General features: G+C 34.8%; 21 protein-coding genes, 5 tRNA genes, 1 rRNA gene and 1 riboswitch. Of the genes, 21 read left to right on the top strand and 6 right to left on the bottom strand.

The features are described from left to right. The first annotated feature begins 40 nt into the window (after positions 1-40). From rrf to metK, 7 genes are all read left to right on the top strand, one after another. A 5S ribosomal RNA gene (rrf, locus tag R4Y45_RS05450) occupies positions 41-157 on the top strand. A 10-nt stretch (positions 158-167) separates the two neighbouring features. Then, a tRNA-Asn gene (locus tag R4Y45_RS05445) sits at positions 168-240 on the top strand. A 7-nt stretch (positions 241-247) separates the two neighbouring features. Beyond that, positions 248-338: transfer RNA gene (locus R4Y45_RS05440), tRNA-Ser, on the top strand. A gap of 19 nt (positions 339-357) precedes the next feature. Next, positions 358-429: transfer RNA gene (locus tag R4Y45_RS05435), tRNA-Glu, on the top strand. A 5-nt stretch (positions 430-434) separates the two neighbouring features. Further along, positions 435-507 (top strand) — tRNA-Val (locus R4Y45_RS05430). Positions 508-514: 7 nt separating this feature from the next. Then, a tRNA-Asp gene (locus R4Y45_RS05425) sits at positions 515-587 on the top strand. Positions 588-642: 55 nt separating this feature from the next. Further along, a riboswitch (SMK box riboswitch) is annotated at positions 643-722 on the top strand. Continuing rightward, complete coding sequence (metK, locus tag R4Y45_RS05420; protein ID WP_339970063.1) at positions 720-1,904, top strand: methionine adenosyltransferase; 1,185 nt, start codon at positions 720-722, stop codon at positions 1,902-1,904. It overlaps the preceding riboswitch by 3 nt. Positions 1,905-1,923: 19 nt before the next feature. On the opposite strand, the gene R4Y45_RS05415 is transcribed toward metK, so the two are convergent. Next, positions 1,924-2,565, bottom strand: coding sequence for a phosphatase PAP2 family protein (locus tag R4Y45_RS05415; protein ID WP_339970061.1), 642 nt, complete (start codon positions 2,563-2,565; stop codon positions 1,924-1,926). 286 nt (positions 2,566-2,851) lie between these two features. On the opposite strand from R4Y45_RS05415, the gene leuS reads away from it, so the two are divergent. From leuS to R4Y45_RS05395, 4 genes are all read left to right on the top strand, one after another. After that, positions 2,852-5,263 (top strand): leucine--tRNA ligase, encoded by a 2,412-nt coding sequence (gene leuS, locus R4Y45_RS05410; protein WP_339970059.1) that lies wholly within the window; start codon positions 2,852-2,854, stop codon positions 5,261-5,263. A 94-nt stretch (positions 5,264-5,357) separates the two neighbouring features. Then, positions 5,358-6,989 (top strand): putative polysaccharide biosynthesis protein, encoded by a 1,632-nt coding sequence (locus R4Y45_RS05405; RefSeq protein WP_339970057.1) that lies wholly within the window; start codon positions 5,358-5,360, stop codon positions 6,987-6,989. After that, positions 6,986-7,699 (top strand): pseudouridine synthase, encoded by a 714-nt coding sequence (locus tag R4Y45_RS05400; protein WP_339970054.1) that lies wholly within the window; start codon positions 6,986-6,988, stop codon positions 7,697-7,699. The genes R4Y45_RS05405 and R4Y45_RS05400 overlap by 4 nt, the downstream gene beginning before the upstream one ends. Positions 7,700-7,778: 79 nt before the next feature. Next, a complete protein-coding gene (locus tag R4Y45_RS05395; RefSeq protein ID WP_339970052.1) occupies positions 7,779-8,783 on the top strand; it encodes a hypothetical protein in 1,005 nt (334 codons plus the stop codon). A 50-nt stretch (positions 8,784-8,833) separates the two neighbouring features. Here R4Y45_RS05395 and R4Y45_RS05390 read toward each other — a convergent pair whose 3' ends face one another. Continuing rightward, positions 8,834-9,676, bottom strand: coding sequence for an NAD(P)H-hydrate dehydratase (locus R4Y45_RS05390; RefSeq protein ID WP_339970049.1), 843 nt, complete (start codon positions 9,674-9,676; stop codon positions 8,834-8,836). 168 nt (positions 9,677-9,844) lie between these two features. On the opposite strand from R4Y45_RS05390, the gene R4Y45_RS05385 reads away from it, so the two are divergent. The 3 genes from R4Y45_RS05385 to R4Y45_RS05375 all read left to right on the top strand — a co-directional run bounded on the left by R4Y45_RS05385 (position 9,845) and on the right by R4Y45_RS05375 (position 12,958). After that, on the top strand, positions 9,845-10,537 hold the full coding sequence (locus R4Y45_RS05385; RefSeq protein ID WP_339970047.1) for a Bax inhibitor-1/YccA family protein: 693 nt from the start codon (positions 9,845-9,847) through the stop codon (positions 10,535-10,537). A gap of 273 nt (positions 10,538-10,810) precedes the next feature. Continuing rightward, entirely contained in the window at positions 10,811-12,502 is a 1,692-nt protein-coding gene (gene argS / locus R4Y45_RS05380; protein ID WP_339970045.1) for an arginine--tRNA ligase, read from the top strand. Between the two features lie 3 nt (positions 12,503-12,505). Beyond that, positions 12,506-12,958, top strand: a complete 453-nt coding sequence (locus R4Y45_RS05375) for an arginine repressor (RefSeq protein ID WP_339970043.1) — start codon at positions 12,506-12,508, stop codon at positions 12,956-12,958. 33 nt (positions 12,959-12,991) lie between these two features. Here the strand turns inward: R4Y45_RS05375 and R4Y45_RS05370 are convergent, their stop codons facing one another. Further along, positions 12,992-13,849, bottom strand: a complete 858-nt coding sequence (locus R4Y45_RS05370) for an RluA family pseudouridine synthase (protein ID WP_339970041.1) — start codon at positions 13,847-13,849, stop codon at positions 12,992-12,994. An 86-nt stretch (positions 13,850-13,935) separates the two neighbouring features. Between R4Y45_RS05370 and R4Y45_RS05365 the strand changes: the two genes are divergently transcribed. The 5 genes from R4Y45_RS05365 (at position 13,936) to R4Y45_RS05345 (ending at position 21,051) form a co-directional block, all read left to right on the top strand. Next, the gene (locus R4Y45_RS05365) at positions 13,936-16,002 is read left to right on the top strand and encodes a transglycosylase domain-containing protein (protein WP_339970039.1); all 2,067 of its coding nucleotides are present in this window, start codon (positions 13,936-13,938) and stop codon (positions 16,000-16,002) included. 28 nt (positions 16,003-16,030) lie between these two features. Beyond that, positions 16,031-16,378 (top strand): YlbF family regulator, encoded by a 348-nt coding sequence (locus R4Y45_RS05360; RefSeq protein ID WP_339970037.1) that lies wholly within the window; start codon positions 16,031-16,033, stop codon positions 16,376-16,378. Between the two features lie 62 nt (positions 16,379-16,440). After that, a complete protein-coding gene (locus R4Y45_RS05355; RefSeq protein WP_339970034.1) occupies positions 16,441-17,661 on the top strand; it encodes a metallophosphoesterase family protein in 1,221 nt (406 codons plus the stop codon). Then, on the top strand, positions 17,651-20,083 hold the full coding sequence (locus R4Y45_RS05350; protein ID WP_339970032.1) for an ATP-binding protein: 2,433 nt from the start codon (positions 17,651-17,653) through the stop codon (positions 20,081-20,083). The genes R4Y45_RS05355 and R4Y45_RS05350 overlap by 11 nt, the downstream gene beginning before the upstream one ends. 56 nt (positions 20,084-20,139) lie before the next feature. Continuing rightward, on the top strand, positions 20,140-21,051 hold the full coding sequence (locus tag R4Y45_RS05345; RefSeq protein WP_339970264.1) for a 3'-5' exoribonuclease YhaM family protein: 912 nt from the start codon (positions 20,140-20,142) through the stop codon (positions 21,049-21,051). Positions 21,052-21,091: 40 nt separating this feature from the next. Here R4Y45_RS05345 and R4Y45_RS05340 read toward each other — a convergent pair whose 3' ends face one another. From R4Y45_RS05340 to R4Y45_RS05330, 3 genes are all read right to left on the bottom strand, one after another. Further along, positions 21,092-22,090, bottom strand: a complete 999-nt coding sequence (locus R4Y45_RS05340; protein ID WP_339970030.1) for a peptidylprolyl isomerase PrsA — start codon at positions 22,088-22,090, stop codon at positions 21,092-21,094. Positions 22,091-22,203: 113 nt separating this feature from the next. Beyond that, positions 22,204-22,536, bottom strand: a complete 333-nt coding sequence (locus tag R4Y45_RS05335) for a YtxH domain-containing protein (RefSeq protein ID WP_339970028.1) — start codon at positions 22,534-22,536, stop codon at positions 22,204-22,206. Between the two features lie 21 nt (positions 22,537-22,557). Further along, on the bottom strand, positions 22,558-22,983 hold the full coding sequence (locus R4Y45_RS05330) for an HIT family protein (protein WP_339970026.1): 426 nt from the start codon (positions 22,981-22,983) through the stop codon (positions 22,558-22,560). Positions 22,984-23,067: 84 nt separating this feature from the next. Between R4Y45_RS05330 and R4Y45_RS05325 the strand changes: the two genes are divergently transcribed. Both R4Y45_RS05325 and R4Y45_RS05320 read left to right on the top strand, forming a co-directional pair. Further along, on the top strand, positions 23,068-23,796 hold the full coding sequence (locus tag R4Y45_RS05325; protein WP_339970024.1) for an ABC transporter ATP-binding protein: 729 nt from the start codon (positions 23,068-23,070) through the stop codon (positions 23,794-23,796). 3 nt (positions 23,797-23,799) lie between these two features. Next, positions 23,800-25,011 (top strand): ABC transporter permease, encoded by a 1,212-nt coding sequence (locus R4Y45_RS05320; RefSeq protein WP_339970022.1) that lies wholly within the window; start codon positions 23,800-23,802, stop codon positions 25,009-25,011. Positions 25,012-25,015: the final 4 nt, after the last annotated feature.

The raw sequence follows: 25,015 nt of genomic DNA, 5'->3' as shown, positions 1-25,015 counted from the left end.
TATTCAGTTTTGAGTGTTCAACACTCAAGGTAAATAAAAGTGTGGTGGCGATAGCAAGAAGGTTACACCTGTTCTCATGCCGAACACAGAAGTTAAGCTTCTTAACGCCGAAAGTAGTTGGTGGGTAACTACCTGCGAGGATAGGAAGCTGCCACGCTTTTTTTTATTCCGGTTTAGCTCAGTTGGTAGAGCACTTGACTGTTAATCAAGCTGTCGTCAGTTCGAGTCTGACAACCGGAGTTATTGTGGAGAGTTGTCCGAGCTGGCCGAAGGAGCATGATTGGAAATCATGTATACGGGATTTCCTCGTATCAAGGGTTCGAATCCCTTACTCTCCGTAATTATAAATTTTAATATGGCCCGTTGGTCAAGTGGTTAAGACACCGCCCTTTCACGGCGGTATCATGGGTTCAAATCCCGTACGGGTCACTTTCGGAGGATTAGCTCAGCTGGGAGAGCATCTGCCTTACAAGCAGGGGGTCACAGGTTCGATCCCTGTATCCTCCATAACTCAGGTCCCATGGTGTAGGGGTTATCACGCCTGCCTGTCACGCAGGAGATCACCGGTTCAAATCCGGTTGGGACCGTAAAAAAGATCAGCTATAAGCTGGTCTTTTTTTATAACAAATTTTAATTACTGTTGATTCTTACTTGTGTTCCCGATAGGATCTAGTATTAGCTAGATATGCCTTGTAACCGAATCGAAGGGGGAAATAAAAATGGAAAAATATTTATTTACATCTGAGTCTGTTTCTGAAGGACATCCAGATAAAGTAGCTGATCAAATTTCTGATGCTATTTTGGATGCTTTGCTAGAACAAGATGAAAACGCTAGAGTGGCTTGTGAAACCACAGTCACAACTGGTCTGGTTTTAGTAGTTGGTGAAATTAGTACAACCGCTTATGTTGATATTCAAAGCGTTGTGCGTAACAAAATCAAAGAAATTGGGTATAATGACCCAAGCCTTGGTTTTGACGGCGAAAATTGTGCAGTTTTAATTAATATTGATGAACAATCACCAGATATTGCTGGTGGTGTGAATGATTCTTTAGAAGTTCGTGAAAATAAAGCGGATAAAGATGAATTTGATCAAATTGGTGCAGGTGACCAAGGGTTAATGTTTGGGTTTGCGGTTGATGAAACACCAGAATTGATGCCGTTACCTATTTCATTAGCTCACCAATTAATGCGAACAATTTCTCAAAAAAGAAAAACAAAAGAGCTATCTTTCTTAAGACCAGATGCTAAAGCTCAAGTAACGGTTGAGTATGATACAGATAACAAGCCTGTACGAGTAGATACAGTAGTTTTAAGTGTGCAGCATAGTGAAGCGGTTTCAAACGATGAAATCAAATCTGAAATGATGAAAGTTGTAGCAGAAGTCATTCCAGCAAATTACTTAGATGAAGATACCAAATACATTATTAACCCTAGCGGTCGTTTTGTTTTAGGCGGTCCCAAAGGAGATGCGGGCTTAACTGGCCGTAAAATAATTGTGGATACTTATGGCGGATACGCTCGTCATGGTGGAGGTGCCTTTTCTGGTAAAGATGCTACAAAAGTTGACCGTTCTGCCAGCTATGCAGCCCGTTATATTGCCAAAAATATTGTAGCTTCAGGTTTAGCAACAAAGTGTGAAGTGCAATTAGCCTATGCTATTGGTGTGGCACAACCTGTAAGTATTATGGTTGATACTTACGGTACAAGTGACTATTCAAATGAGCAATTGGTAAAAGCTGTTCGTAAGGTATTTGACTTACGTCCTGCTGGTATTATCAAAATGCTTGATTTGAAAAAACCAATTTATCAAAAAACAGCAGCTTATGGTCATTTTGGTCGTCCTGATCAAGATTTTCCATGGGAAAGAACAGATAAAGTTGATCAATTAAAAGCTAATATCTAAATAAAAACGCTCTCTTAATTTAAGAGAGCGTTTTTTTATTGGTAATAAAGATATAAAAAAGTGTGATGCCGACAATAGCTAATAAAAAGCCGCCAATCACATCTGAGGGGTAGTGAACACCTACAGTTACACGACTAAAACCTATAAGCAGTGGTATACAGATACAAAAAAATTTAAATAGTGATTGAAATTTTTGTGGAATATAAGGTTTATAAATCAGATAAAAGACACCAAATAAAAACAAACTGTTCATGGCATGCCCACTTGGAAAAGAAAAGCCGCTGGCATTAACCAAGTGTAAGGTGTCAGGTCTTGGACGAGCAATCCAACTTTTTAAAATTAAATTGCTGAATAAAATGATAAGACCAGAACCTGCCATCAGCAGCCCTAATTGATATTTTTTTCGATAAACTAAAAATCCAAAAGTGATAGCACTTAAGAAAATCATAGGGAGAGGATTGCCTAATAAAGTAATACTAATCGCCAGCTTTTGATAATGCATTGTAAAATTATTTTGTAGTAAGTGTGTAAATAAGCAATCAGTTTGGGTAATAATTGTCGTATGATTTGTGACCAAGGCTAACCAGATAATAAAACTAATTAAACTAGCAGTGCCTAAGTAGAACCAGCGATTTTTAAAAAGTTTTGGATTAAAAATCATAAATGACTCCTTGTATTTTTTTTACGATGTGATAAAGTATAATTATTATATCGCAAATTATTTCAGAGTAGTAATTATTTTAGTAACTGTACAGAAAGTATGCGGGTGATGCGAGCATATTGTTACCATAATGAACTTACTGATTGTTCTTGATTTGCACGTCTAGTCAGCGTTAACGACATTGAGGTGTTGCACTGTAAAAAAGTGCAAAACTTAGGTGGTACCGCGAAATTAACTCGTCCTATGATTATTTATCATAGGACTTTTTTATTAGGAGGAACAAAATATGAGTTATGAACATCTAAATATTGAAAAAAAATGGCAAGATTACTGGCAAAAAAATAAAACGTTTAAAACAACAACCGATTCATCAAAAGATAACTTCTATGCTTTAGATATGTTTCCATATCCTTCAGCTAAAGGACTTCACGTTGGACACCCTGAAGGTTACACAGCAACCGATGTTGTTTCAAGAATGAAACGTGCTCAAGGATACAACGTTTTACATCCAATGGGATGGGACGCGTTTGGATTACCTGCTGAACAATATGCGTTAGATACAGGACATGATCCAGCAGAATTTACAGATGAAAATATTGAACGCTTTAGAAAACAAATTAACTCATTAGGTTTCTCATATGACTGGGACCGTGAAGTTAAAACAACTGATCCAAAATACTACAAATGGACACAATGGATTTTTGAACAACTTTACAAAAAAGGCTTGGCATATGAAGATGAAGTTGCGGTTAACTGGAGTCCAGATTTAGGAACAGTTGTTGCCAACGAAGAAGTTATTGATGGTAAAACTGAACGTGGTGGTTTCCCGGTTTATCGTAAGCCAATGCGTCAATGGATGCTAAGAATTACAGCGTATGCTGAACGTTTACTAGAAGATTTAGACTTAGTTGATTGGCCAGAAAACATTAAAGAAATGCAACGTAACTGGATTGGTAAATCAACGGGTGCACAAATCAAATTTAACATTGATGAAACTGATAAAGATTTCAGCGTTTTCACAACTAGACCTGATACATTGTTTGGTGCAAGTTACGTCGTATTAGCACCTGAACATAAATTAGTTGAACAAATTACAACTTCTGAACAAAAAGCTGCTGTTGATGAATATGTTGAAAAAACAGCATTAAAGAGTAACTTAGATCGAACAGATTTAAACCCAGAAAAAACAGGGGTATTTACAGGTTCTTATGCGATTAATCCAGTAAACGGCGACAAATTACCTATTTGGATTGCTGATTATGTTTTAGTTAGTTACGGAACAGGTGCAGTAATGGCTGTTCCAGCTCACGATGAACGTGACTTTGAATTTGCTCAGAAATTTGATTTGCCTATTAGAGAAGTTGTTGAAGGTGGCGATGTGACACAAGCTGCTTATACTGAAGACGGGACACATGTTAACTCAGATTTCTTAAACGGTATGAACAAATCTGAAGCTATTGAAAAAATGATTGACTGGTTAGAAGAAAACCAAGCTGGTGAACGCAAAGTTAACTACAAATTACGTGACTGGACATTTTCACGTCAACGTTACTGGGGTGAACCTATTCCTGTTATTCACTGGGAAGATGGCGAAACAACTCTAGTACCTGAAGAAGAATTACCATTAACACTTCCTAAAACATCAGATATTAAACCATCTGGAACAGGAGAATCACCACTTGCACGTATTGAAGACTGGTTAAACGTGGTTGATGAAAACGGTCGTAAAGGTCGTCGTGAAACAAATACAATGCCACAATGGGCTGGTAGTTCATGGTACTACTTGAGATACATTGATCCACAAAATGATGAAAAATTAGCTGATTACGATAAATTAAAACAATGGTTACCAGTTGATTTATATATTGGTGGGGCAGAACATGCCGTTCTTCACTTACTATATGCAAGATTCTGGCATAAATTCTTATACGATATCGGTGTTGTCCCAACTCCAGAACCATTCCAAAAATTATTTAACCAAGGATTGATTTTGGGTGCTAACCACGAAAAAATGTCTAAATCAAAAGGAAATGGTGTAAACCCTGATGATGTCGTTCAAGAATATGGGGCAGATGCTTTAAGAATGTACGAATTGTTTATGGGACCTTTAGATGCTTCAACCAGTTGGGCAGCTGACGGACCAAACTCAACACGTCGCTTCTTAGATCGTGTATGGCGTTTGATTGTTAACGAAGAAACACATGAACTTTCTGAAAAAATTGTAGATGCACCAACAGAAGATTTAGATAAAATCTATCACCAAACTGTGAAGAAAGTTACAGAAGATTTCGAAGCGCTTCACTTTAATACTGCAATTTCTCAAATGATGGTATTCGTTAATGAAGCTAATAAAGCAAAAGCACTTAACCGTGAAATGGCTGAAGGATTTGTTAAATTACTTGCCCCAATTGCCCCACACATGATGGAAGAAATTTGGCAAGTTCTAGGTCATAATGATAGTATTAGTTATGAACCATGGCCAACATTTGATGAATCTAAACTAGTAGAAGATACTGTTGAAATGATTATTCAAATTAACGGTAAGTTGAAGAGCAAGATGATGGTATCAGTTGAAGCTTCAAAAGAAGCTATCGAAAAACAAGCACTTGCTGATGAAACTATCCAAGCTCAAATTGGTTCAAAAGAAATTCGCAAAATGATTGTGGTACCACAAAAAATTGTGAACATTGTGGTTTAAAATTTTATATAAATTAAGCAAAAAGCACTTTTTATAAAGTGCTTTTTGATATTATAGAGATAGATTAAATTATCTTTAAGTAAGGAATCAATATATGCAAGAAAATAATCAAAATCAAACCACGTCAAAAAACACACTGTTAAAAGGTTCTGCTTGGATGACGATGGGTTCTATCTTTTCACGTATTCTAGGTGCACTTTATATTATTCCTTGGTTTGCGTGGATGGGTAGTCATGGGAACATTGCCAATGCTTTGACGGCTAGAAGTTATAATATTTATAGTCTATTTATTATTATTTCAACTGCTGGAATCCCTGGAGCAATTGCTAAACAAGTTGCGCATTATAATGCTTTAAATGAGTATGGTGTCGGGCGAAAGTTATTCCATCGAGGAATTGTGTTAATGTTGGGATTAGGTATTATCTCAACTATTGCCATGTATTTTTTCTCGCCTATTTTAGCAGGAGATGATCCGCGCCAAATTCAAGTGATGCAGAGTCTTTCAGCAGCACTGTTACTTATTCCCGTTATGAGTTTAATACGAGGCTATTTCCAAGGTTATAATGATATGGCACCTGCTGCTTTATCGCAGTTTGTTGAGCAGCTATTTCGAGTAATTTATATGCTTGCAGCGACTTATATTATCATGAAATTACATGATAACGGCGATTATGTGCTAGCTGTAACACATTCAACATTTGCTGCAGCAGTTGGAGCACTGGCGGGACTACTGTTACTTGTTTTTTACTATTACAAAAAGAAATCTCAGATGGATTATCTAGTGCTTAACAGCCACAACGCAATGACTATTTCAACGGGTAAATTATTTGCTGAAATAGTTCGTCAATCAGTTCCATTTATTATTATTGACTCAGGAATTACATTATTCCAGTTGATTGACCAATATACATTTAACCAATTTATGGCAACAATTGTGCAGGCCTCAACTGATCAACTGGATAGTTGGTATGCGTTATTTGGATTAAACGCTAACAAGTTGATTATGATTACAATTTCACTAGCAACTGCAATGGCTGTGACAGCTATTCCGCTACTTTCAGGAGCACATGCTAGACGAAATTTCCAAGAAATTACCGCTCACATCGGAGATACATTAGAGCTATTTTTATTTGTGATGATTCCAAGTAGTTTTGGGATGGCTGCTGTTTCGACATCTTTATATAGTATTTTTTATAATTATGATGCTTTAGGTATTAGTGTTTTATACTTATCATCATTTGTGGCTATTGCTTTGGGGCTATTTACCATTTTAGCGGCAGTCTTACAAGGATTATCTAGAAGTAGACTGGCTATTTTATATTTAGTCGTTGGAATTGTGATTAAATTAGCTTTACAGTACCCTATGATTGCGCTTTTCAAAATTTATGGGCCGTTAGTCGCAACAGGAATCGGAATGAGCATCACTTCTTGGTTGATGTTACATCATTTAAAAGTTAGATTTCACTACAGTGGCCAACGAACAGCAAGACGCTTGGCAGGAATTGTTTTGTTTTCAGTTTTTATGTTCATTCCAACAAAATTGATTGAATGGCTATTAACTGCGATAATGCAGCCAGATGGTAAATTGGGATATCTCTTTATCTTTGTGGTTAGTGTGTTAGTTGGTGCCGGTGTTTATGGGTACTTAGTATTGAAGACAAGATTAGCTGACCGTATTATTGGGTCAAAAGTACAAGGTATTAGGAGAAGATTGCATATATCATGATACGTTTAGATCGATTTTTAGCTAATAGTGGTGTTGGAACACGAGCTGAAGTTAAAAAATTAATTAAGCAAAAACAAGTGAAAGTTAACGATCAAGTTGTTAAATCAGCTAATGAGAAATTAAAAGATGATGATGTTGTTAGGGTTAACGATCAGGTAATAGACGCATTGACTGAGCGTTACTTCATGTTTAACAAACCAGCTGGGGTTATAACTGCAACTCAAGATGCTCAGCACTCAACTTTTTTACAATATTTTCAAAATGAAGTTCACTTTGAGAAGTTAGTGGCGGCGGGTAGATTAGATAAGGACACGACAGGATTACTGATTGTGACTGATGATGGTCAGTTTGTTCATGAAATTATTCATCCTAACAAGAAAGTGCCTAAAATTTATCAAGCTAAGATTGCGGGTCAGATGACATCAGATGATGTTGAGTTATTTGGTCAGGGGATGCAATTCAAAGATTTCACAGCAAAACCTGCTACTGTGAAAACAGTTGACTTATTACCACAAAACCAATCAGTAATTGAAGTGACGATTCATGAAGGAAAGTACCATCAGGTTAAGCGCATGTTTCAACAAATTGGAAAACCAGTACTAACCTTACATCGCTTACAAATTGGACAACTTCAATTAGATGAGCAACTTAATCCAGGTGACTATCGAGCATTAACTGAGAATGAGTTACGATTACTTAAAACAAGATAAAGAAGCGAGAGCCTTGTGAGGCTCTCGCTTCTTTTGATTTCATTATCATACTATTTTAAAGATTTCTGCAAAAAGTGGATTGAATGTCACTGAGTTATTAGAAGCGATTGTTACTCAGCTACCTGCACCAATTGACTCAGGAGAAAATAAACCATTGAAAGCGTTGGTATTTGACTCTCAATATGATCAGTACCAAGGAATTATTGCTCATATTCGAGTAATAGATGGACAAGTATCGGCACAAGAGTCTTTAACTTTAATGGCACAACAAAAGTCGTTTAAGGCAAAAGAAGTGGCGAATTTTACACCGATACTAAAGCCAGTTAAAGTATTGAAGACTGGTGAAATTGGTTATGTCGCAACAGGAATCAAAGCTCCTCAAGGACTACGAGTAGGGAATACAATCACGTCTACTCAAAATAAAACGCCAATACCTGTACCAGGTTATAAACCTATAACACCAGTGGTTTTTGCAGGTATTTATCCTAATAATTCTGATTATCAAGAACTTAAATTAGCAATGGAAAAAATGGTGCTGACAGATTCCTCACTACAATATACTGAAATTGTATCTGAAGCATTGGGAGCAGGATTTCATTGTGGATTTTTAGGCTTGTTTCATTTGCAAATCATTCGAGAACGACTTAGTCAAGATTTTAATATTTCAGTGATTACAACGGCCTCTAATGTTAATTATGAAGTTCAGTTGAAGGATGGTGCCATTCAAAATATTAATAATCCAGCTAAGTTTCCAGATTTTTCAAAAATTAAAGTCGTAAAAGAGCCTTTTGAAAAAGCTCAAATTACAGTGCCACAAGTTTATCTCAATAAAGTGATTGATTTGAGTAACCACTACAGGGGGCTATTAGTGAGTTTAGATAATGATGACCAACTTGTGACACTTCATTATGAATTCCCAATTGCTGAAATAGCATTCAATTTCTTTGGAAAATTAAAAACGGTTACGCAAGGCTATGCGACCTTTGATACGGTTTTAGCTGATAAACGCGAATCAGATGTTGTAAAGCTAACAATTGATGTTAACTATACTAATGTTGATTCATTAACCTTAACAAGTTTTTGATACGATTTTAGATATTGAGCAATAAAAAAAGAGCTAAATCATTAGCTCTTTTATTTTTGGCTATAGCGACTCATAAAATGAGGGATTTCCTCAATCAGTTTTGAAGGTAAGACAACGTAGTTTGAGCGACTTAAGTGGTTGGCAATAAAACTATGTAGATAAACAGCTGCATAGACCGTTTCGGCTGTTTCACCAAATTGTCCTACGAAAGCGCCAATGATACCCGAAAGTGTGTCTCCCATGCCACCTGTTGCCATAGCAGGAGTCCCAATATCAATAAAATGCGGTTCATGTTCACGTTCAAAAATAGCAGTTTTTTCAGACTTTAAAACAACTGTTAAATTTTTAGCAATGTACTGTAAGTAGGTTTGATTGGATTTTTCATCTTGAAATTGAACTTTTAGTCCCGTTAATCGTTGCCATTCAACTTGATGAGGAGTCATGATGATTTTTTTGGCATTGCGGGGAGTAAGCGACGTATTTTTAGCAATATTGTTTAATGCATCAGCGTCTAAAACAATTGTTTGATTGTGTGAGATTGATTCTTTCACCAGTGTCATTAGTTTTTTGGCATAGTCATCTTGTCCTAACCCCGGACCTAATACCACAACATCAACTTGTTGTATTAATTGAACTAATGTGTTTTGGTCACGCCAGTCTACAAACATGGCTTCAGGGACATTAGCATGTAAAGCAGGCAAGTTGATAGAATGTGTAGCTACACTAACAAGTCCAGCACCAGCATAGATTGCTGCTTTAGCGGCCATTGTAATGGCACCACCGTAATTATAGTTTCCCCCGATAAGCAATAGTCGACCATAGCTACCTTTATGACTATGACTTTCTCTTTTCTTGATTGTTTGAGTCAAACTATCAATTGTTATTTCTTCCATCAAAAGAACTCCTCTAATTTGTGATTACTTCTATTCTACTAAAGATAACTTAAAATTAAAAATGAGATTTTGATTATCTAGTTCTTAAGAGAGTGTTAAGGGGAAGTGCTAATAAAATCAAAGTTTGATACAATGAAAGACATAATAAATTAATATGGAGGTATGCTTATGGATCACATTATTTCTCGTGAACAAACAAAACCAAATAATACACGCCAGCTGTTGAATAAAACTTTCCAAAAAGTAGCTTTGGCTGTTTTAATCACGGCAGTAACTGCTTTTGCTGGGAACTATGCCTTTGCCGGTATTTTTGCTAAGTTTTCACGTTCATTGACTGGTGCAATCGTCGTGATGGTCTTAATGTTTGCTTTAATCACACAGGTACAACGTTCAATCCAAAATCGACAAGATAAACGTGGAACAAAGTTATTCTACGGTTTAGCAGCTTTAAATGGGCTCTTTTTATCCTATATTTTCTCATATTTTTCATTAGGAACAATAGGGGCTTCATTTCTAGTTACGAGTGGCTTGTTTTTAGCACTTTCTCGTTTTGGACTAACAAGAGAAAAAGATTTAATTAGCTGGCAAAAAGGACTATTTATCACGTTAATAGGAGTAATTATTTTATCTGTTTTTAGTCTTTTTATTGGAATTAGTGGGTTAAGTTTAATTCTTAATATTGCTATTCTTGTTTTATTTAGTTTTTATACTATTTTTGATACTAATCAATTAGTTAAGCGATATGAAACTATTGCACATCGTGATATCGAAGGTGTGAGCTCACTATTTGCTTTGACGTTGTATATGGACTTTATCAATATTTATCTATCTATTTTGCAACTTTTAGGTAACAACGATTAGATAATAAATCCTTGAAAATCCCGTAAAATTCGTGTAAACTTTTGTAATTGGAATTACTAAAGAATACGGATTAACATTTATTTATAAAGCGAGTTATGTTGGTGAAAGATAACAAATAATTGATCCTGTCGCACTTTAGAGCAACCTAAATCAAAAAATTATGTAAAGTGGATGTTCAAAGCATCAATTAGAGTGGTACCACGGGAATTTTCTCGTCTCTTTCATGGCAGTTGTCGTGAAAGAGTTTTTTTATTTATAGGAGGAATTTAAAGTATGAATTTCAAAGAGCGTGTTGTTAAAAGCTTGCAAACGATTTTGCAAGACAAATTAGATGGTCAAACAATTGCAAACTTAATCGAAAGACCCAAGTATTCTCATTTAGGTGATTATGCTTTCCCAGCGTTTAGTTTAGCTAAAATTGAAAAAAGAGCCCCTCAACAAATTGCGCTAGATTTAGCCAAAGACTTACAAGGTGATGACTTTGCTAAGGTTGAAGCGGTTGGACCTTATGTCAACTTCTTTATTAAACATGATGAATTAACATCAGCTGTTGTTTCGACAATTTTAGCAAAAGGCGATCAATATGCAAGTCAAAGCGAATCTAAAGGTAATGTTACAATTGATATGTCTTCACCTAATATTGCAAAACCAATGTCTATGGGACATTTAAGATCAACCGTGATTGGTAACTCAATTTCATTGATTTTAGATAAAGTCGGTTTTGACCCAATTAAAATTAATCACTTAGGTGATTGGGGAACACAATTTGGTAAATTGATTGTAGCTTATAAAAAATGGGGAAATGAAGACGAAGTCATACAAGACCCTATTAATAACCTATTGAAATACTATGTTGAGTTCCACGAAGAAGCTGAAAAACACCCAGAATTAGATGATGAAGCCCGTCTATGGTTCAAAAAACTAGAAGACAATGATGAAGAAGCTTTAACATTATGGCGCTGGTTTAGAGAAGAATCACTTAAAGAATTCCAACGTGTTTATGATATTTTAGGAGTAACCTTTGATTCTTACAATGGTGAAGCATTTTACAATGATAAGATGGATGCAGTCGTAGAAGAATTAAAAGAAAAAGATTTACTTCAAGAATCTCAAGGTGCGCAAATTGTCGATCTTGATGATTTAGACTTATCACCAGCACTAATTCAAAAATCCGACGGGGCAACACTTTACATGACACGTGATTTAGCGGCGGCTATTTATCGTAAGAATACCTATGATTTTGCTGAATCATTATATGTTGTTGGAAATGAACAAAGCGAGCATTTCAGACAATTAAAAGCAGTTTTAGGTAAAATGGGTTACGATTGGTCTGACGATATTCGCCATATTCCATTTGGCTTGATTACATCAGGTGGTAAAAAACTATCAACTCGTAAAGGAAATATTATCTTACTTGAAGAGGTTTTAGCCGATGCTGTAAGATTAGCTAAAGCTCAAATTGATGAGAAGAACCCGAACCTAGCTGACAAAGAACAAGTGGCTCATGATGTCGGTGTTGGTGCCGTTATTTTCCACGATTTGAGAAATGATCGTCTAGATAACTTCGACTTTAACTTAGAAGAAGTTGTTCGTTTTGAAGGAGATACTGGTCCTTATGTTCAATATACTAATGCTCGTGCACAAAGTATTTTGAGAAAAGCCAACCATGAGATTGACTCAACACCTTCTCAACTTGAATTAACTGATGATTATTCATTTGAAGTTGCCAAAGAACTATTGAAATTTAATGAAATTGTTCAACGTGCAGCTGAAAAATATGAGCCTTCAATTATTGCTAAATATGCAATTAATTTAGCACAATTGTTTAATAAGTATTATGCCAACCAACGTATTTTAGATGAGGATGAGCACCTAAATGCAAGGCTAGCTTTAGTTGAAGCAACAAGTACGGTTTTAACAGAATCGCTACGATTACTAGGTGTTAACGCTCCAAAGGAAATGTAGAATATGAAACAAAAAAAACGCAGACAAGATGAATTGCTCAAGATATTAAAAAATGAGCATATTCAAACACAATCTGAATTAATGGATCACTTAAATGATAAAGGCATTAGTATTACACAAGCAACTTTATCACGTGATATGAAAGAATTAGGAATTATTAAACTGATTCAAGACGACAGTCAAATGTCTTATGTTGTTTCAGGTACACAAGAAATTGATGACTTAACACAGTTAAAAGAAGTTTTCACAAATAATGTGCAAGATGTTTTGCAGATTCAATTTACAGTGATTATCAAATGTAATCCTAATTCTGCAAATGTTCTGAGTGCTTTAATTGATAATCATGGCTATCCAGAGCTCGTAGCGAGCTTAGCAGGTTATGATACGATTGTTTGTTACTGCATAAATGAGACAGAAGCCAAAAAGTTAAGAGAAGATTTTCTTAAACTTAAATAAAAAGCAGCCCTAAGGGCTGCTTTTTATTTTGACTTATGGATTCAAATTAACCGTTAATCCTGCAAATGAAAAAGGTTTAATCAACTGAATTTCATAAGCTTTTAAAGACATAATCTGAGAAGAATCAGCTAATGGGTCATAAAGTGGATCATTAATAATAGGCATCTCATGATGACTAAGATGAACACGAATTTGATGTGTTCGACCTGTTTCTAAATCTAATTTGAGTGTAGCTAAATCTTGTGTTTGGTTAACAACAGAAAAATGTGTGACAGAAAGCAAGCCGTTTTTTCGAACCTGTCTTTTTCGTTTGTCTGTTTCGTCTAATCCAATTGGATCTGAAATGGTGCCATTGGCTAAAATAGGTTTAGACTTTCTAACGATTGCTAAATAAAAGCGCTTCATTATTTTTAAAGCTAATTGCCGATTTAAAATAGGGACAACCACAGGGTTTTTTGCAAGTAATAAAAGGCCACTGGTCCACATATCTAAACGATGAATCATATAAACATGTTCATTTGTTCGATTGAGGTAGTACTCGACATCATTCATCGCAGTGTTATTTTCATCGGGGCGATTAGGGTGAGTCTTTTGACCGGCAGGCTTATTAATAATGATAATATCTGTATCTTCATAAACAATATCAGGCAAATTTCGGCTGGGTAAATAAGTTTGCGTAGAGTCAACTTGCGTAAAGGTCAAGTTGATAGTATCACCAGCAAATACAGTGGTATTGATAGGTTTATAGCTGCCATTAATAGTCACAGCTTTTTCAATCCTTAAAAAATGTTGCCACTTTTTAGGGATATACAATTGAGTCAAAAGTTCTCGTATTGTACAGGGGGTAAAGTTTTGAGGTAGAGTTAAGGTGCGTTCATTTGGTAAAGACATCTTTAAATTTTTTATACCTTTCATTAAAGAAATAAGAATTAAGGTGATTTTGTGCTAAAATAACGAGGAAAAGATAGGAGGATGTCATGGAAAGTTATGCCATCAGACTATTAGACCTATTCAAAGTGGGTCTGAGTCGTTTGAAAAAAGCGAATCATCGTTTTCAATTTGTAAGATGGTTAATTCTAGCTGGATTAACGCTTACTTTGATGATTTCTTTTTATTGTACAGCATTAGTTAAATTGACACCAGTTAGTCAACTAGGAGATTCACTGAGGTTAGTGACGACAATCTATGATCAAGGCAACAATAAAATTGGTGAAATCTCATATAATCGGGGGGATTATACCAAGATAGACAAAATTTCGCCTTATTTAAAAGATGCCGTACTCTCAACGGAAGACAAAAATTTTTATAACCATAGTGGGTTTAGCCTAACTTCTATGGCAAGAGCTGGGTTAAGCTTGGTTACTAAAGGAATGGTGACACAAGGTGGGTCAACGATTACCCAGCAACTTGCAAAAAATAGCTTTTTAACGCAAGATCAAACTTTTTGGCGCAAAATTAAAGAGTTCTTCTATGCGGTTCAGTTAGAAAAAGATTATTCTAAAGATCAAATTTTAGAAATGTACTTGAACACTGCTTATTTTGGTAATGGTGTTTATGGTGTTCAAGATGCATCTTTAAAATATTTTGGAAAAAATGCTAGTAACTTAACTGTTCCTGAAGCGGCAACTATCGCAGGTATGCTGAAGGGACCAAACTATTATAATCCGATTGACTCAAAAGAAAATGCCGTTAGTCGGCGAAATTTAGTGCTTTTATTAATGCAAAAAAATAGTGTTATTTCGACTGACCAATTGCAAACTTTTCAAAATCAAGCCATGAGTGTAACTGATCGCTACCAGGCTTATCAAAGTGCTTTCTCAGATTATAACCAAGCCGTTCTTCAAGAACTTAAAACACAGTATAATTGGGATTATAATGATATTGCAACGCGTAATTTAAGTATCTATACTTACTTAGATTATAATATTCAAAGCAATATGAAGAAAACTTATAAAAATGATAGTTTATTTCCTGATAATGCTGCTGATAATCAAAAAGTCGAGGGAGCAGGTCTTGCAATGGACCCCAAAACGGGTGCCGTACTTGGTGTGGTAGGAAGTCGTGGTAAAAGCGATTTTAATCGTGCTATTCAGATGCAGCGTCAACCAGGATCAACAATGAAGCCTCTTGCTGTATATACCCCAGCTTTACAAAATGGCTATCAAATTGATTCAAAATTACAAGACACTTTACAGGGTTATGGGTCAGATAACTACACCCCCAAAAATGTTGATAATCAATATGCAGGGGAAGTCCCACTTTATCAAGCATTAGCCCAAAGTAAAAATGCCCCAGCGGTTTGGTTATTAAATCAAATTGGATTGAATCAAGGCATTCAGTCGGTTAAGAATTTCGGAATTAATTTAAGTAATGCTGATCAAAATCTGGCGCTTGCTTTAGGAGGCCTTCAATCAGGTGTTTCCTTACTAGATATGGCAAGAGCTTACTGTGCCTTTGCAAACGAAGGACAACTGCCTAACCAAGTTCATGCTGTTAAAAAAGTAGTCGGTAATGATGATAAAGTTTTAATCGATAATACCCAGTTAACTTCACACCAAATTATAACGCCAGAAATAGCTGAACAAATGACTAGTTTATTATTGAATGTATTCGATAATGGAACAGGTAAAACAGCTAAGCCGTATGGTTATCATATGGCGGGTAAAACAGGAACAACCGAAGTTAAATTGAGTGATGGAACAACAAAAGCAAATGACCAATGGATTATTGGGTACACACCTGATATCGTTTTAGTCAGTTGGATTGGTTTTGACAGGCCAGACGACACACATTATTTAAGTGGAACCAGTGAGACACAAATCTCTTACTTATTTAAACAAATGGCGCAAAGTGTCTTACCTTATACTGATAGAACCACATTTAATGAAAAAAATGCGCAACAAATTGTTTCGGAACGAAACGTTCAAGGGAACTCAACTAGCTGGGTAGACGATTTAACAAAAAGTGTCCAAAATGTTTTCGATGGTGTTGGTCAAACCCTAGGTCAATGGTACAATGGTATCAGAGATAAGGTAATGCCTTAATTAATATTAGAAAATAGGAGAATTAATAGTGAACATTTACGATACAATTAATCAATTAGCAGCAGAACTAAAAGAAACTTCAGAATACAAAGATTTACAAGCTTCATACGAAAAATTATCACAAAATGAAGAAGCCTTTAAATTATTTAAAGAAGTAAACAGCATTCAAAAAGATTTACAAGCTAAACAAATGTCAGGTCAAGAATTAACACAAGAAGACATGGCTAAAGCAAACGAATTAGGTCAACAAATGGAAAAAACAGAAGAAATCGTTGACTTAATGAGTAAAGAACAAAGCATGCAACAATTATTCCAAGATATTAACAGTGCTGTTTCAAAATCAATGGATGAACTTTACCACGATTTAAATAATTAGAAATATTGAAAAAACGGAATAATACGTTCCGTTTTTTTTTTATCCGAAAAAGGGGGGTAAACATGAAATTTTTACACATTGCTGATGCACATTTGGATAGTCCATTTAAAGGATTATCTTACTTGCCAAAACAGTTATGGCAATCAGTCTATGATTCCACGTATTTAGCGTTTGAAACAGCTGTTGATCAAGCCATTGCTGAACAAGTTGATTTTGTTTTGGTAGTAGGAGATACCTTTGATGGACCTCATCCATCTTTGCATGCTCAAAAATTTGTGGCGGATCAATTTGAACGTCTAAATCAAGTTGACATAACGGTTTTCTTGACTTTTGGGAACCACGATTATTACCAAGCTGAAAATTATGCTTTTGATTATTCAGATAATGTTGTTGTTTTTAAATCGGGGATGCAAAGAAAAAGTTTAGTTACAAAAAGTGGATTAGCAGTTGATATTGTCGGCTTTAGCTATACTCAAAACCACATTACCCAAAATATCGTACACGATTTTCCAGAAAGATTACCTGGACATTATACAATTGGGATGATTCATGGTTCACCAGCAACATCAGACGCTAATCAAGACCACTATGCGCCATTTGAGCTATCTGATTTAACAAAACAAAACTATAATTACTATGCCTTGGGCCATATTCACAAAAGAGAAGTATTGCGCAAAAGTCCTTTGATTGTATACAGTGGTAATTTACAAGGTCGTCATATTAACGAACCCGGTCAAAAAGGGTGCTATTTAGTGAGTGTGGATGAACAAACGTTTGCAAGTGAGTTACAATTTATTGAAACTAGTCAAATTGTTTTTAGTCAGTTAAAACTTAGTTTAACTGAAGAAACAGGACTGCAATCGTTACAAAAACAGATTGAACAGGCATTAAGCACGCTTGACGTTAAGCAAATGAAAATGATTAAATTAGTTATTCAAAATAGTCAATTATTATCACTGAATGCTAAAGAAGTATTGAATCAAACTAATTTCTTAGATCAAATTTCTCAAAAAACAGACTATGATAGCATTTTGTATGATGTTGAATTTGAAGTGAACCACAAGATTCAACTAACCGCTCTTGATGAAACTTATTTTGAAGAAGCAATAGCTGACTTAGTTAATCAGGGCGTAGTGTCAGATAAGTTACGACCATTATTGAAAAAATATTTACCAGTTGAACAATTATTAAATCAGCCAGATGATTTAGTAGACCAATTGCGACAGCTGGTACAGCTTGAATTAAATGAAGCTGTAACAAGGGGTGAAGAACGTGAAGATTAAGCAAATTAAAATTAAGAATTTTGGTAAGTTTTCAGATAAAGTGTTTGATTTCACAAGTAATCAAGTTGTTTTTTATGGCGAAAATGAAGCTGGTAAAAGTACGCTAGTAGCTTTTATTATCCAGATTATGTTTGGATTTCCTAATAAAACGACTAAGAAAAAGCAATATCATCCTTCACCAATGCCTAGTATTTTTGGCGGTGAAATTATCTTTTCAGATGATGGTAGTCGATATACGTTAAAACGGTACCTCAACAAGAAAACAGAAGGTGATTTTTCTGTTTTCAAAGATGAGCAAGAAGTCCCTGCTAGTGTGTTCTTTAGCCAGGTTAAGGATATTAATGAGTTATTTTATCAACAAAACTTTATTTTTAACCAAGACACTCTGCAAAATATTTATGGCGTTAGCGAAGAAGAATTGATGCAACAAATTTACTATTTGGGTGTAACCAATAGTAAACAGTGGTTGCAATTAAGCCGGGATAAAGCTAAAAATGCAGCAGATATTTATCGACCAAGAGGTCGCAAGCAGCCACTTAATCAAGAAATTGCTAAATACCAAGAATTAACCCAGACATTGCAAGACAAACGTGAAGAATTCAAAACTTATCAGTCTTATCAAGCTCAACTAGAAGAAAATCAAGCTAGACTAAATGACTTGCAGCAACAATCCAATCAATTGGTTAATTATCTATCTCAGCAAAAACAGATTAAAGAGAAGTTTTCGCTGCTTGAAGATTATCAAAAATTAGAGCAACGTCTCGATATTAGTCAAAAAAGCTTTAAAAATTCGGACTATCAAAAAGTACAGGAATTAAAGTTAACGCTAACGCAATTAAATACCCAAGTTAAGCAGGCTAAGCAAGATTTAGAAGCTACTCAGTTAACTGATGATAATCAACTGCAAGAGACACTTAATCAATGGCCAGAAGTTCAGTACAGTTACCAAGAATACAAACGAGTAGAGGGGTCACTGAATCAAAAAGAAAATGACTTAACGTCAATGCTTGATTACACACCGCAAATCCAATCAATTGCGCAACTGACAGATGAACAAGCACAGCAATCACAGCAACAATTAGATGATTTTAAATCTCAACCTAATAGTCAGCAGAATAGTCAAACCAATTTGATGATTGGGATTGTGGGTTATTTTGCTGCAGTTGTAGGGGGATTTATTAATCCTGTCATTACCTTGATTTTAGCTATTATGGCGACAATTTTTATTGTTATTCACTTTAAAACTAATGGTCGTGGTGCTCAAAAACGTCGAGAAGAAGCTGAAAACAAAGTATTCAGTGATTATTTAAAGAGTTATCAATTTAGTGATTCTTCAACAATCAATGGGTTAAATGAAGCCTTTGAAAAACGCACTTATTTTAAACGACTAACAGCTCAAATTGAACAAGATAAACAAGCTATGTTAGAGCAGAGTCAATACGTAACAGCCTTTATGACGAAACTAGGACTAGAAGAAAATATTGCTCAATTTGATTTACTTAGAGGTAAAGTAATTCAATTGCAACAACAACAGGCTGAGTTCAAACAACAAGAAAATGCAAGAGAGATGAAGTTAAATAACTTAGAACTACTTCAAAATCAAAAACAAACCGTGCAATCTGAACTCAATCAAATCCTAGTACAAAATCAATTTGAGACGGTTGAAGATTTTGAAAAAGCGTATCAGACTCATATTCAAGCGCAAGAAGATAATGTGCGATTGAATGCTATCAAAAAAGAAATAGGCTCATTGTGGGAAGATGTTCAACAATATAAAGAAAATAAGTATAGTCAAGATCAAGAATTCGACTCAAAAGAACAACATTATGAAGAGCTAAAGCAACAGCAGATTACAGTTCAAAAAGCCATTGCGACTTTAACTGCTAAACAAGATTTATTGACTAATGATCAAGGTATTTTTGACTTAAAACAACAAATAGCTTTACAAAAAGAAGTAATAGACCAGTTAATAGCTGACTGGTTGACGCAAGAATTGACATCAGAAGTGATTATGAAAATGCTTGATATTGCTAGTGCCAATCGCTTTCCTAATATGATTGAGCGCAGTCAAAAGTATTTTGAAATACTAACAATGGGTCGCTATCACCAAATTAAATTTACTAAAAGTAGTATTCAAGTCGTGACAAAAGATAATCAAAAATATGCGGTCAGTGACTTATCTCGGGGAACAGCAGAACAATTGTATTTTTCACTAAAATTTGCATTTATTGAACAAATTAGTGATATGATAAGCTTGCCGATTGTAATTGATGATGCTTTTGTTAATTTTGATGATCAAAGAACGAAAATGATTCAACAATTATTAGATGAAATTGCAAAATATAATCAGGTCTTTATTTTTACAGCAAGACAAAAAATTAAATCATTATTTAAGAGCCGAACAATTATTGAACTAAATTAAAGGAGAAGAAGCGGTTGTTTACAAAAAAATTATTAGAATATCAAAATGGCGAAGAAATGGATACAATTGTTTTACTGAAGCAAGTCGACGTTCGCGTTGCAAAAAATGGTAAACAATTTTTAGCGATTGTATTTGAAGATAGTTCTGGTGAAATTAGCGGGAAGTATTGGGATGCTTCAAATGAAGATGTCAATATGTATCAAGCGGGTGAAATTGTCGAAGTTAATGGTCGACGTGAAACTTATCAAAACAACCCGCAAATTAGAATTTACAGCTTAAGACCTGTGATGAAAGAAGAGGGGTATGAGGTTTCTCAATTCGTTAAACAAGCGCCTGTTTCCTCTGACAGTTTGTTAGATAAGATGACCTACTATCAAAAAGAAATTACACATCCTGTTTGGAGTGCTGTTGTCAATTATCTGGTAGATAAATACCATGCAGCATTCTTTGATTATCCTGCTGCTAAAACCAATCACCATGCGTTTGCAGGTGGGTTAGCTTTTCATACAGTATCGATGCTTGATTTGGCGCATCATGTGTTGAGTATTTATGAAGATATCAATAAAGAATTACTTTATTCAGGTATTATTTTACATGACTTAGCCAAAACAATTGAATTATCAGGACCTGTGTCAACGGATTATACGTTAGAAGGTAATTTGATTGGCCATATTGCTTTGATTGATGAAGAAATCGTTAAAGCGGCTCAAAACCTTGAAATTGATGAAGAAGCAGAGTCATTTTTATTACTCAGACATTTAGTGTTGTCACATCACGGTCTTAAAGAATATGGCTCACCAGTTAGGCCACAAATACTTGAAGCGGAAGTATTGCATCGTATTGATGAATTTGATGCTTCAATGAATATGATGACTGAATCTGTAAAACAAATTAGTCCAGGCGAATTTACGGGTCGAATTTTTGCCTTAGAGAATAGAAAATTATATAAACCCTATTATCGCAAATAAAAAAACTCCGAATTTTTCGGAGTTTTTTTTATTAATCTAATTAAGATTGTGAAGATTCTTGACTACTTTGTGGTTGTTCTGATGAACTAGATTCAGTAGCTTGGCTTTGTGAGCCTTCGCTTGCAGAACTTGAAAGATCTGTAGATGAACTTGCTGATTGAATGTAAGCAGCTAGAGCATCACTTAAGTCTTTGTCTTTGATACTTGGGTTAGCTTTGGTTAGAACAGTTGAAATAACACTTTGCATAACTGAAGTATCTTTCATCCATGATTCATAAACTTGATTGTCGATATCTTGTTTATGATCTTTTAGTTCACCTTTACCAGGGTTATTAGCCATCTTGATAATGTGGTAACCAAATTTTGTTTTAACAGGTTCAGTTGTATATTGGTTAGTTTGTAGTTTGAATGCAGCTTCTTTAAATGTTGCATCTAAAGAAGTGTCAGTATTATCAAACTCAGGTAGTTTACCACCATTTTCTTTAGTTGCTGTATCTGTTGAATATTGTTTTGCTAATTCATCAAAGTTTTTACCGCTATTTAAGTCAGTAATAATTTGTTTAGCAGTATTTTCATCACTTACTAAAATGTGTTGTACAGTCACTTTTGGTTGGTAGCTTTCCCAAGCTTTTTGTTCATCTTCAGATGAAATTTGTTTTAGGTCTTTCATAGCAGCTTCAATTAATAAGTTAGTTCTTAAACTTTTTTTGAATGTTGCTTCTGTATAACCATTAGATTGTAAAATTAATGAGAAGTTTGAGCCGTATTGGCTACCATATTTTGAATATTCATCGTTAACGTTTTGTTCAGATACTTTAGAACCGTATTGGTTTTCTAGAGCACCTTGGATAATCATGTTAGCTAAAGTTGATTTACCACTTTGGCTAGTTTTTAGTTGGTTGTAAAAGTCATCTTGTGTGATTTTACCACCTGAATAGTTGGCTACGGTTTTGTCAGAAGATGAAGAACAAGCCACAAGTGTTAGTGACATTGCTGCAACTCCTGCTCCCGCTACAATTTTTTTCATATAACTTTTCATTATATCGTTACACATCCTTACTTAATTTGTTGCGCCAGTTAGAATATAGCATAATTTATACTGACATGATATCAAATTTAAAAAAATTCATAAATCCGTCAAAAAAAGTTTGATTATTTATCATTTTCTAGTTTAGACTCAAGGTCTCGAACTTTTTGCTGCAGTCTGGCGATGTGGGGTTCGGCATAGTAATTGAATTCTTCAATTTCTTGATTGACGTCATCTCCGAATTTTTCGATTGTTTTCATACCCTCAGTTTGAAGGTAATTAAGATTTTCTTTGATTTTTTCGCGTTCAAGATTAATGTCTTCTAAGTCTTTACCAGTAGCTTTAATACCGTTTGAAAAGTCTTTGCCAAATGTGTTACCTGTGTTTTTATTTTGTGTATTAGCTAGTAGTACACCAGCTGCTGCCCCAAGAAGGCTACCTAGTAAAAAGTTTTTCATCAGCTTACTCCTTTAACTTATTTAAAATTGTGTTTTAATAGCTTCTGCCAACGCTTCGTATTTTTCTGGTGTATAGTGATTTTGGTTTTCAGAAAAATGAATGCTAAAATCATCTTGTTCACTATAGCGTGGAATTAAGTGGATGTGGGCGTGAAAGACAGATTGATAAGCGACTTCACCGTTGTTATTCAGTAAGTTAATGCCTTTAATATCAGGGTTAGATGCTTTGATTGCACGTGCGATTTCAGGAATATACTGAAAAACATTTTTAGCATCTTCTTGGCTGAAGTCAAGTAAAGAATCACGATGTTTTTTAGGAATTACTAAAGTGTGACCAGGTGTTGTTTGTGAAATATCTAAGAAAGCTTTCACATCATCATTTTCAAAAATAGTGTAACTTGGGATTTCATTGTTTATGATTTTGCAAAAAATGCAGTTGTTTTCCATATTATTTACCTCTAAATTCTACGTTGTTTTTATTTTCATGCTATCATAATATATAGATTTTTTCATTTAGATTAGGAGAATATTATGTCACTAAAATTGAATCAAGTAACAGGGGGATATGCCAGAGTCCCAGTTATTAAAGACGTTTCCTTTGAAATTAATCCAGGTGAAGTTGTCGGGTTAATCGGCCTAAATGGTGCGGGAAAGTCAACAGCAATTAAACATATATTAGGGATTTTAAACCCGATATCTGGACAAATCACCTTAAATAATCAAACAATGGCACAAGACAGCAAACAATTTAAAAAACAAATTGCAATCATGCCAGAGACGCCTGTGCTTTACTCAGAACTAACGTTAAAAGAGCATTTGGAAATGACCATTTTTTCTTATGATTTAGATTATAATGAAGCATTTAAACGTGCAGAGAAGTTACTTGAAATATTTAGATTAGACAATAAGCTAGATTGGTTACCCGTTAACTTTTCAAAAGGGATGAAACAAAAAGTGATGATTGTGACAGCGTTTATGACGGATGCTTCACTGTTTATCATTGATGAACCATTTACGGGGCTTGATCCTTTGGCAGTTGAAGATTTACTCGCCTTAATTGCAGAAAAGAAAGCAGAAGGTAAGATGGTACTGTTAACGACACATATTTTATCAACTGCACGTGATGCGATTGACCGCTTTATTGTTTTAAATGATGGACAGGTTGTATCAAACGGCACGTTGAACGATATTAAATCGCAATATCGTTTGACAGACGGTCGCCTTGAAGACTTATATTCTCAATTAGCAAAGAGAGGGTAAGTAATGAAAGCGTTATATCAAACACGATTAAAAAAGAATTTAGTTAAACAATTTCGCTATTTGCAATTAGTCTTTAATGACCACTTTTTACTCGCCTTGATTATTGGAATGGGTGGTCTGTTATTTTGGTATGCCGATATTATGAAGCGTTTGCCGGAGAATCAATGGTTTTATGGCCTGATTATCAGCGTGATTTTGTTTATTCCTTATCTTTTTGGTAAATTGGCTACATTTTTGGATGAAGCTGATCAACAGTTTTTATGGGCTAAAGATGATGAAATGATGACTTATTTTAAACCAGCTAAGAATTACAGTTTGGCTTTACCTTTGTTTTTTATCTTGCTAGTTTCAGTAGTTTTATTGCCTTTAGTTTACTTTAAGATGTCATTTTCATTGGTGGGATATCTTATCATTGTTGTAGGCTTGATGGCTGCGAAATATCTTAATATTGAGCTACAGGCCAAAAAACAATTTGCTATTTCACAAAATAGTATAAAGATTATTTCGTGGATTCAACCCGTGATGCTACTAGCTATAATTGGATCATTTTACTTGTTTTCACCGCTAGTTTTACTTGTAGCTGTTATAGGCATTATTTGGAGTCGATTGAAGCTTGACACTGCTCAAGCAAGTTTTGACTGGCGACAAGCCGTTTTACTTGAATCGCGTCGACAAGAAATGATTTATGCATTCTACAGTTTATTTACCGATGTTAAAGAAAGAACGACCAAAATCAAACGTCGACAATACCTAGATCAAACACTGAATTGGTTTGTTAAAAATCCTAAAAAACAATCCCCTCAGTTTTTCTTATTCAAACGTACACTTATTCGAAATCCTGAATATTTAAACTTGCTCGTTAGAATGACGGCATTTGCTTTAATTTTGATGGTGATTTTAGATAACACTTGGTTTACGTTAATTATGGGGATTTTTATTATCTTTTTAACAGGGTACCAATTATTACCATTGTATAATCAATATGACCGTCACTTAATGTACTTTGTAATGCCATTTGATGCTAGTCGTAAGTTCCAAGACTTCAAGATTTTACTAACACAAGCTTTACTATTAGAATCTATTGTGTTATCTATCGGGATGTTAATAAAGTATGGGCTAGCTGTGAATGTTTGGATTACGATTGTATCCGTTAATATTTTTGTTATAATATTTACTTATGGATATTTATCATTAAAATTAAAAGCTAAAAAATAGGAGA

Source organism: Holzapfeliella saturejae (assembly GCF_037546065.1).
GTDB lineage: Bacteria > Bacillota > Bacilli > Lactobacillales > Lactobacillaceae > Holzapfeliella > Holzapfeliella saturejae.
Note: the sequence above shows the minus strand (reverse complement) of the source record. Positions and strands in the feature narration are given on the sequence as shown.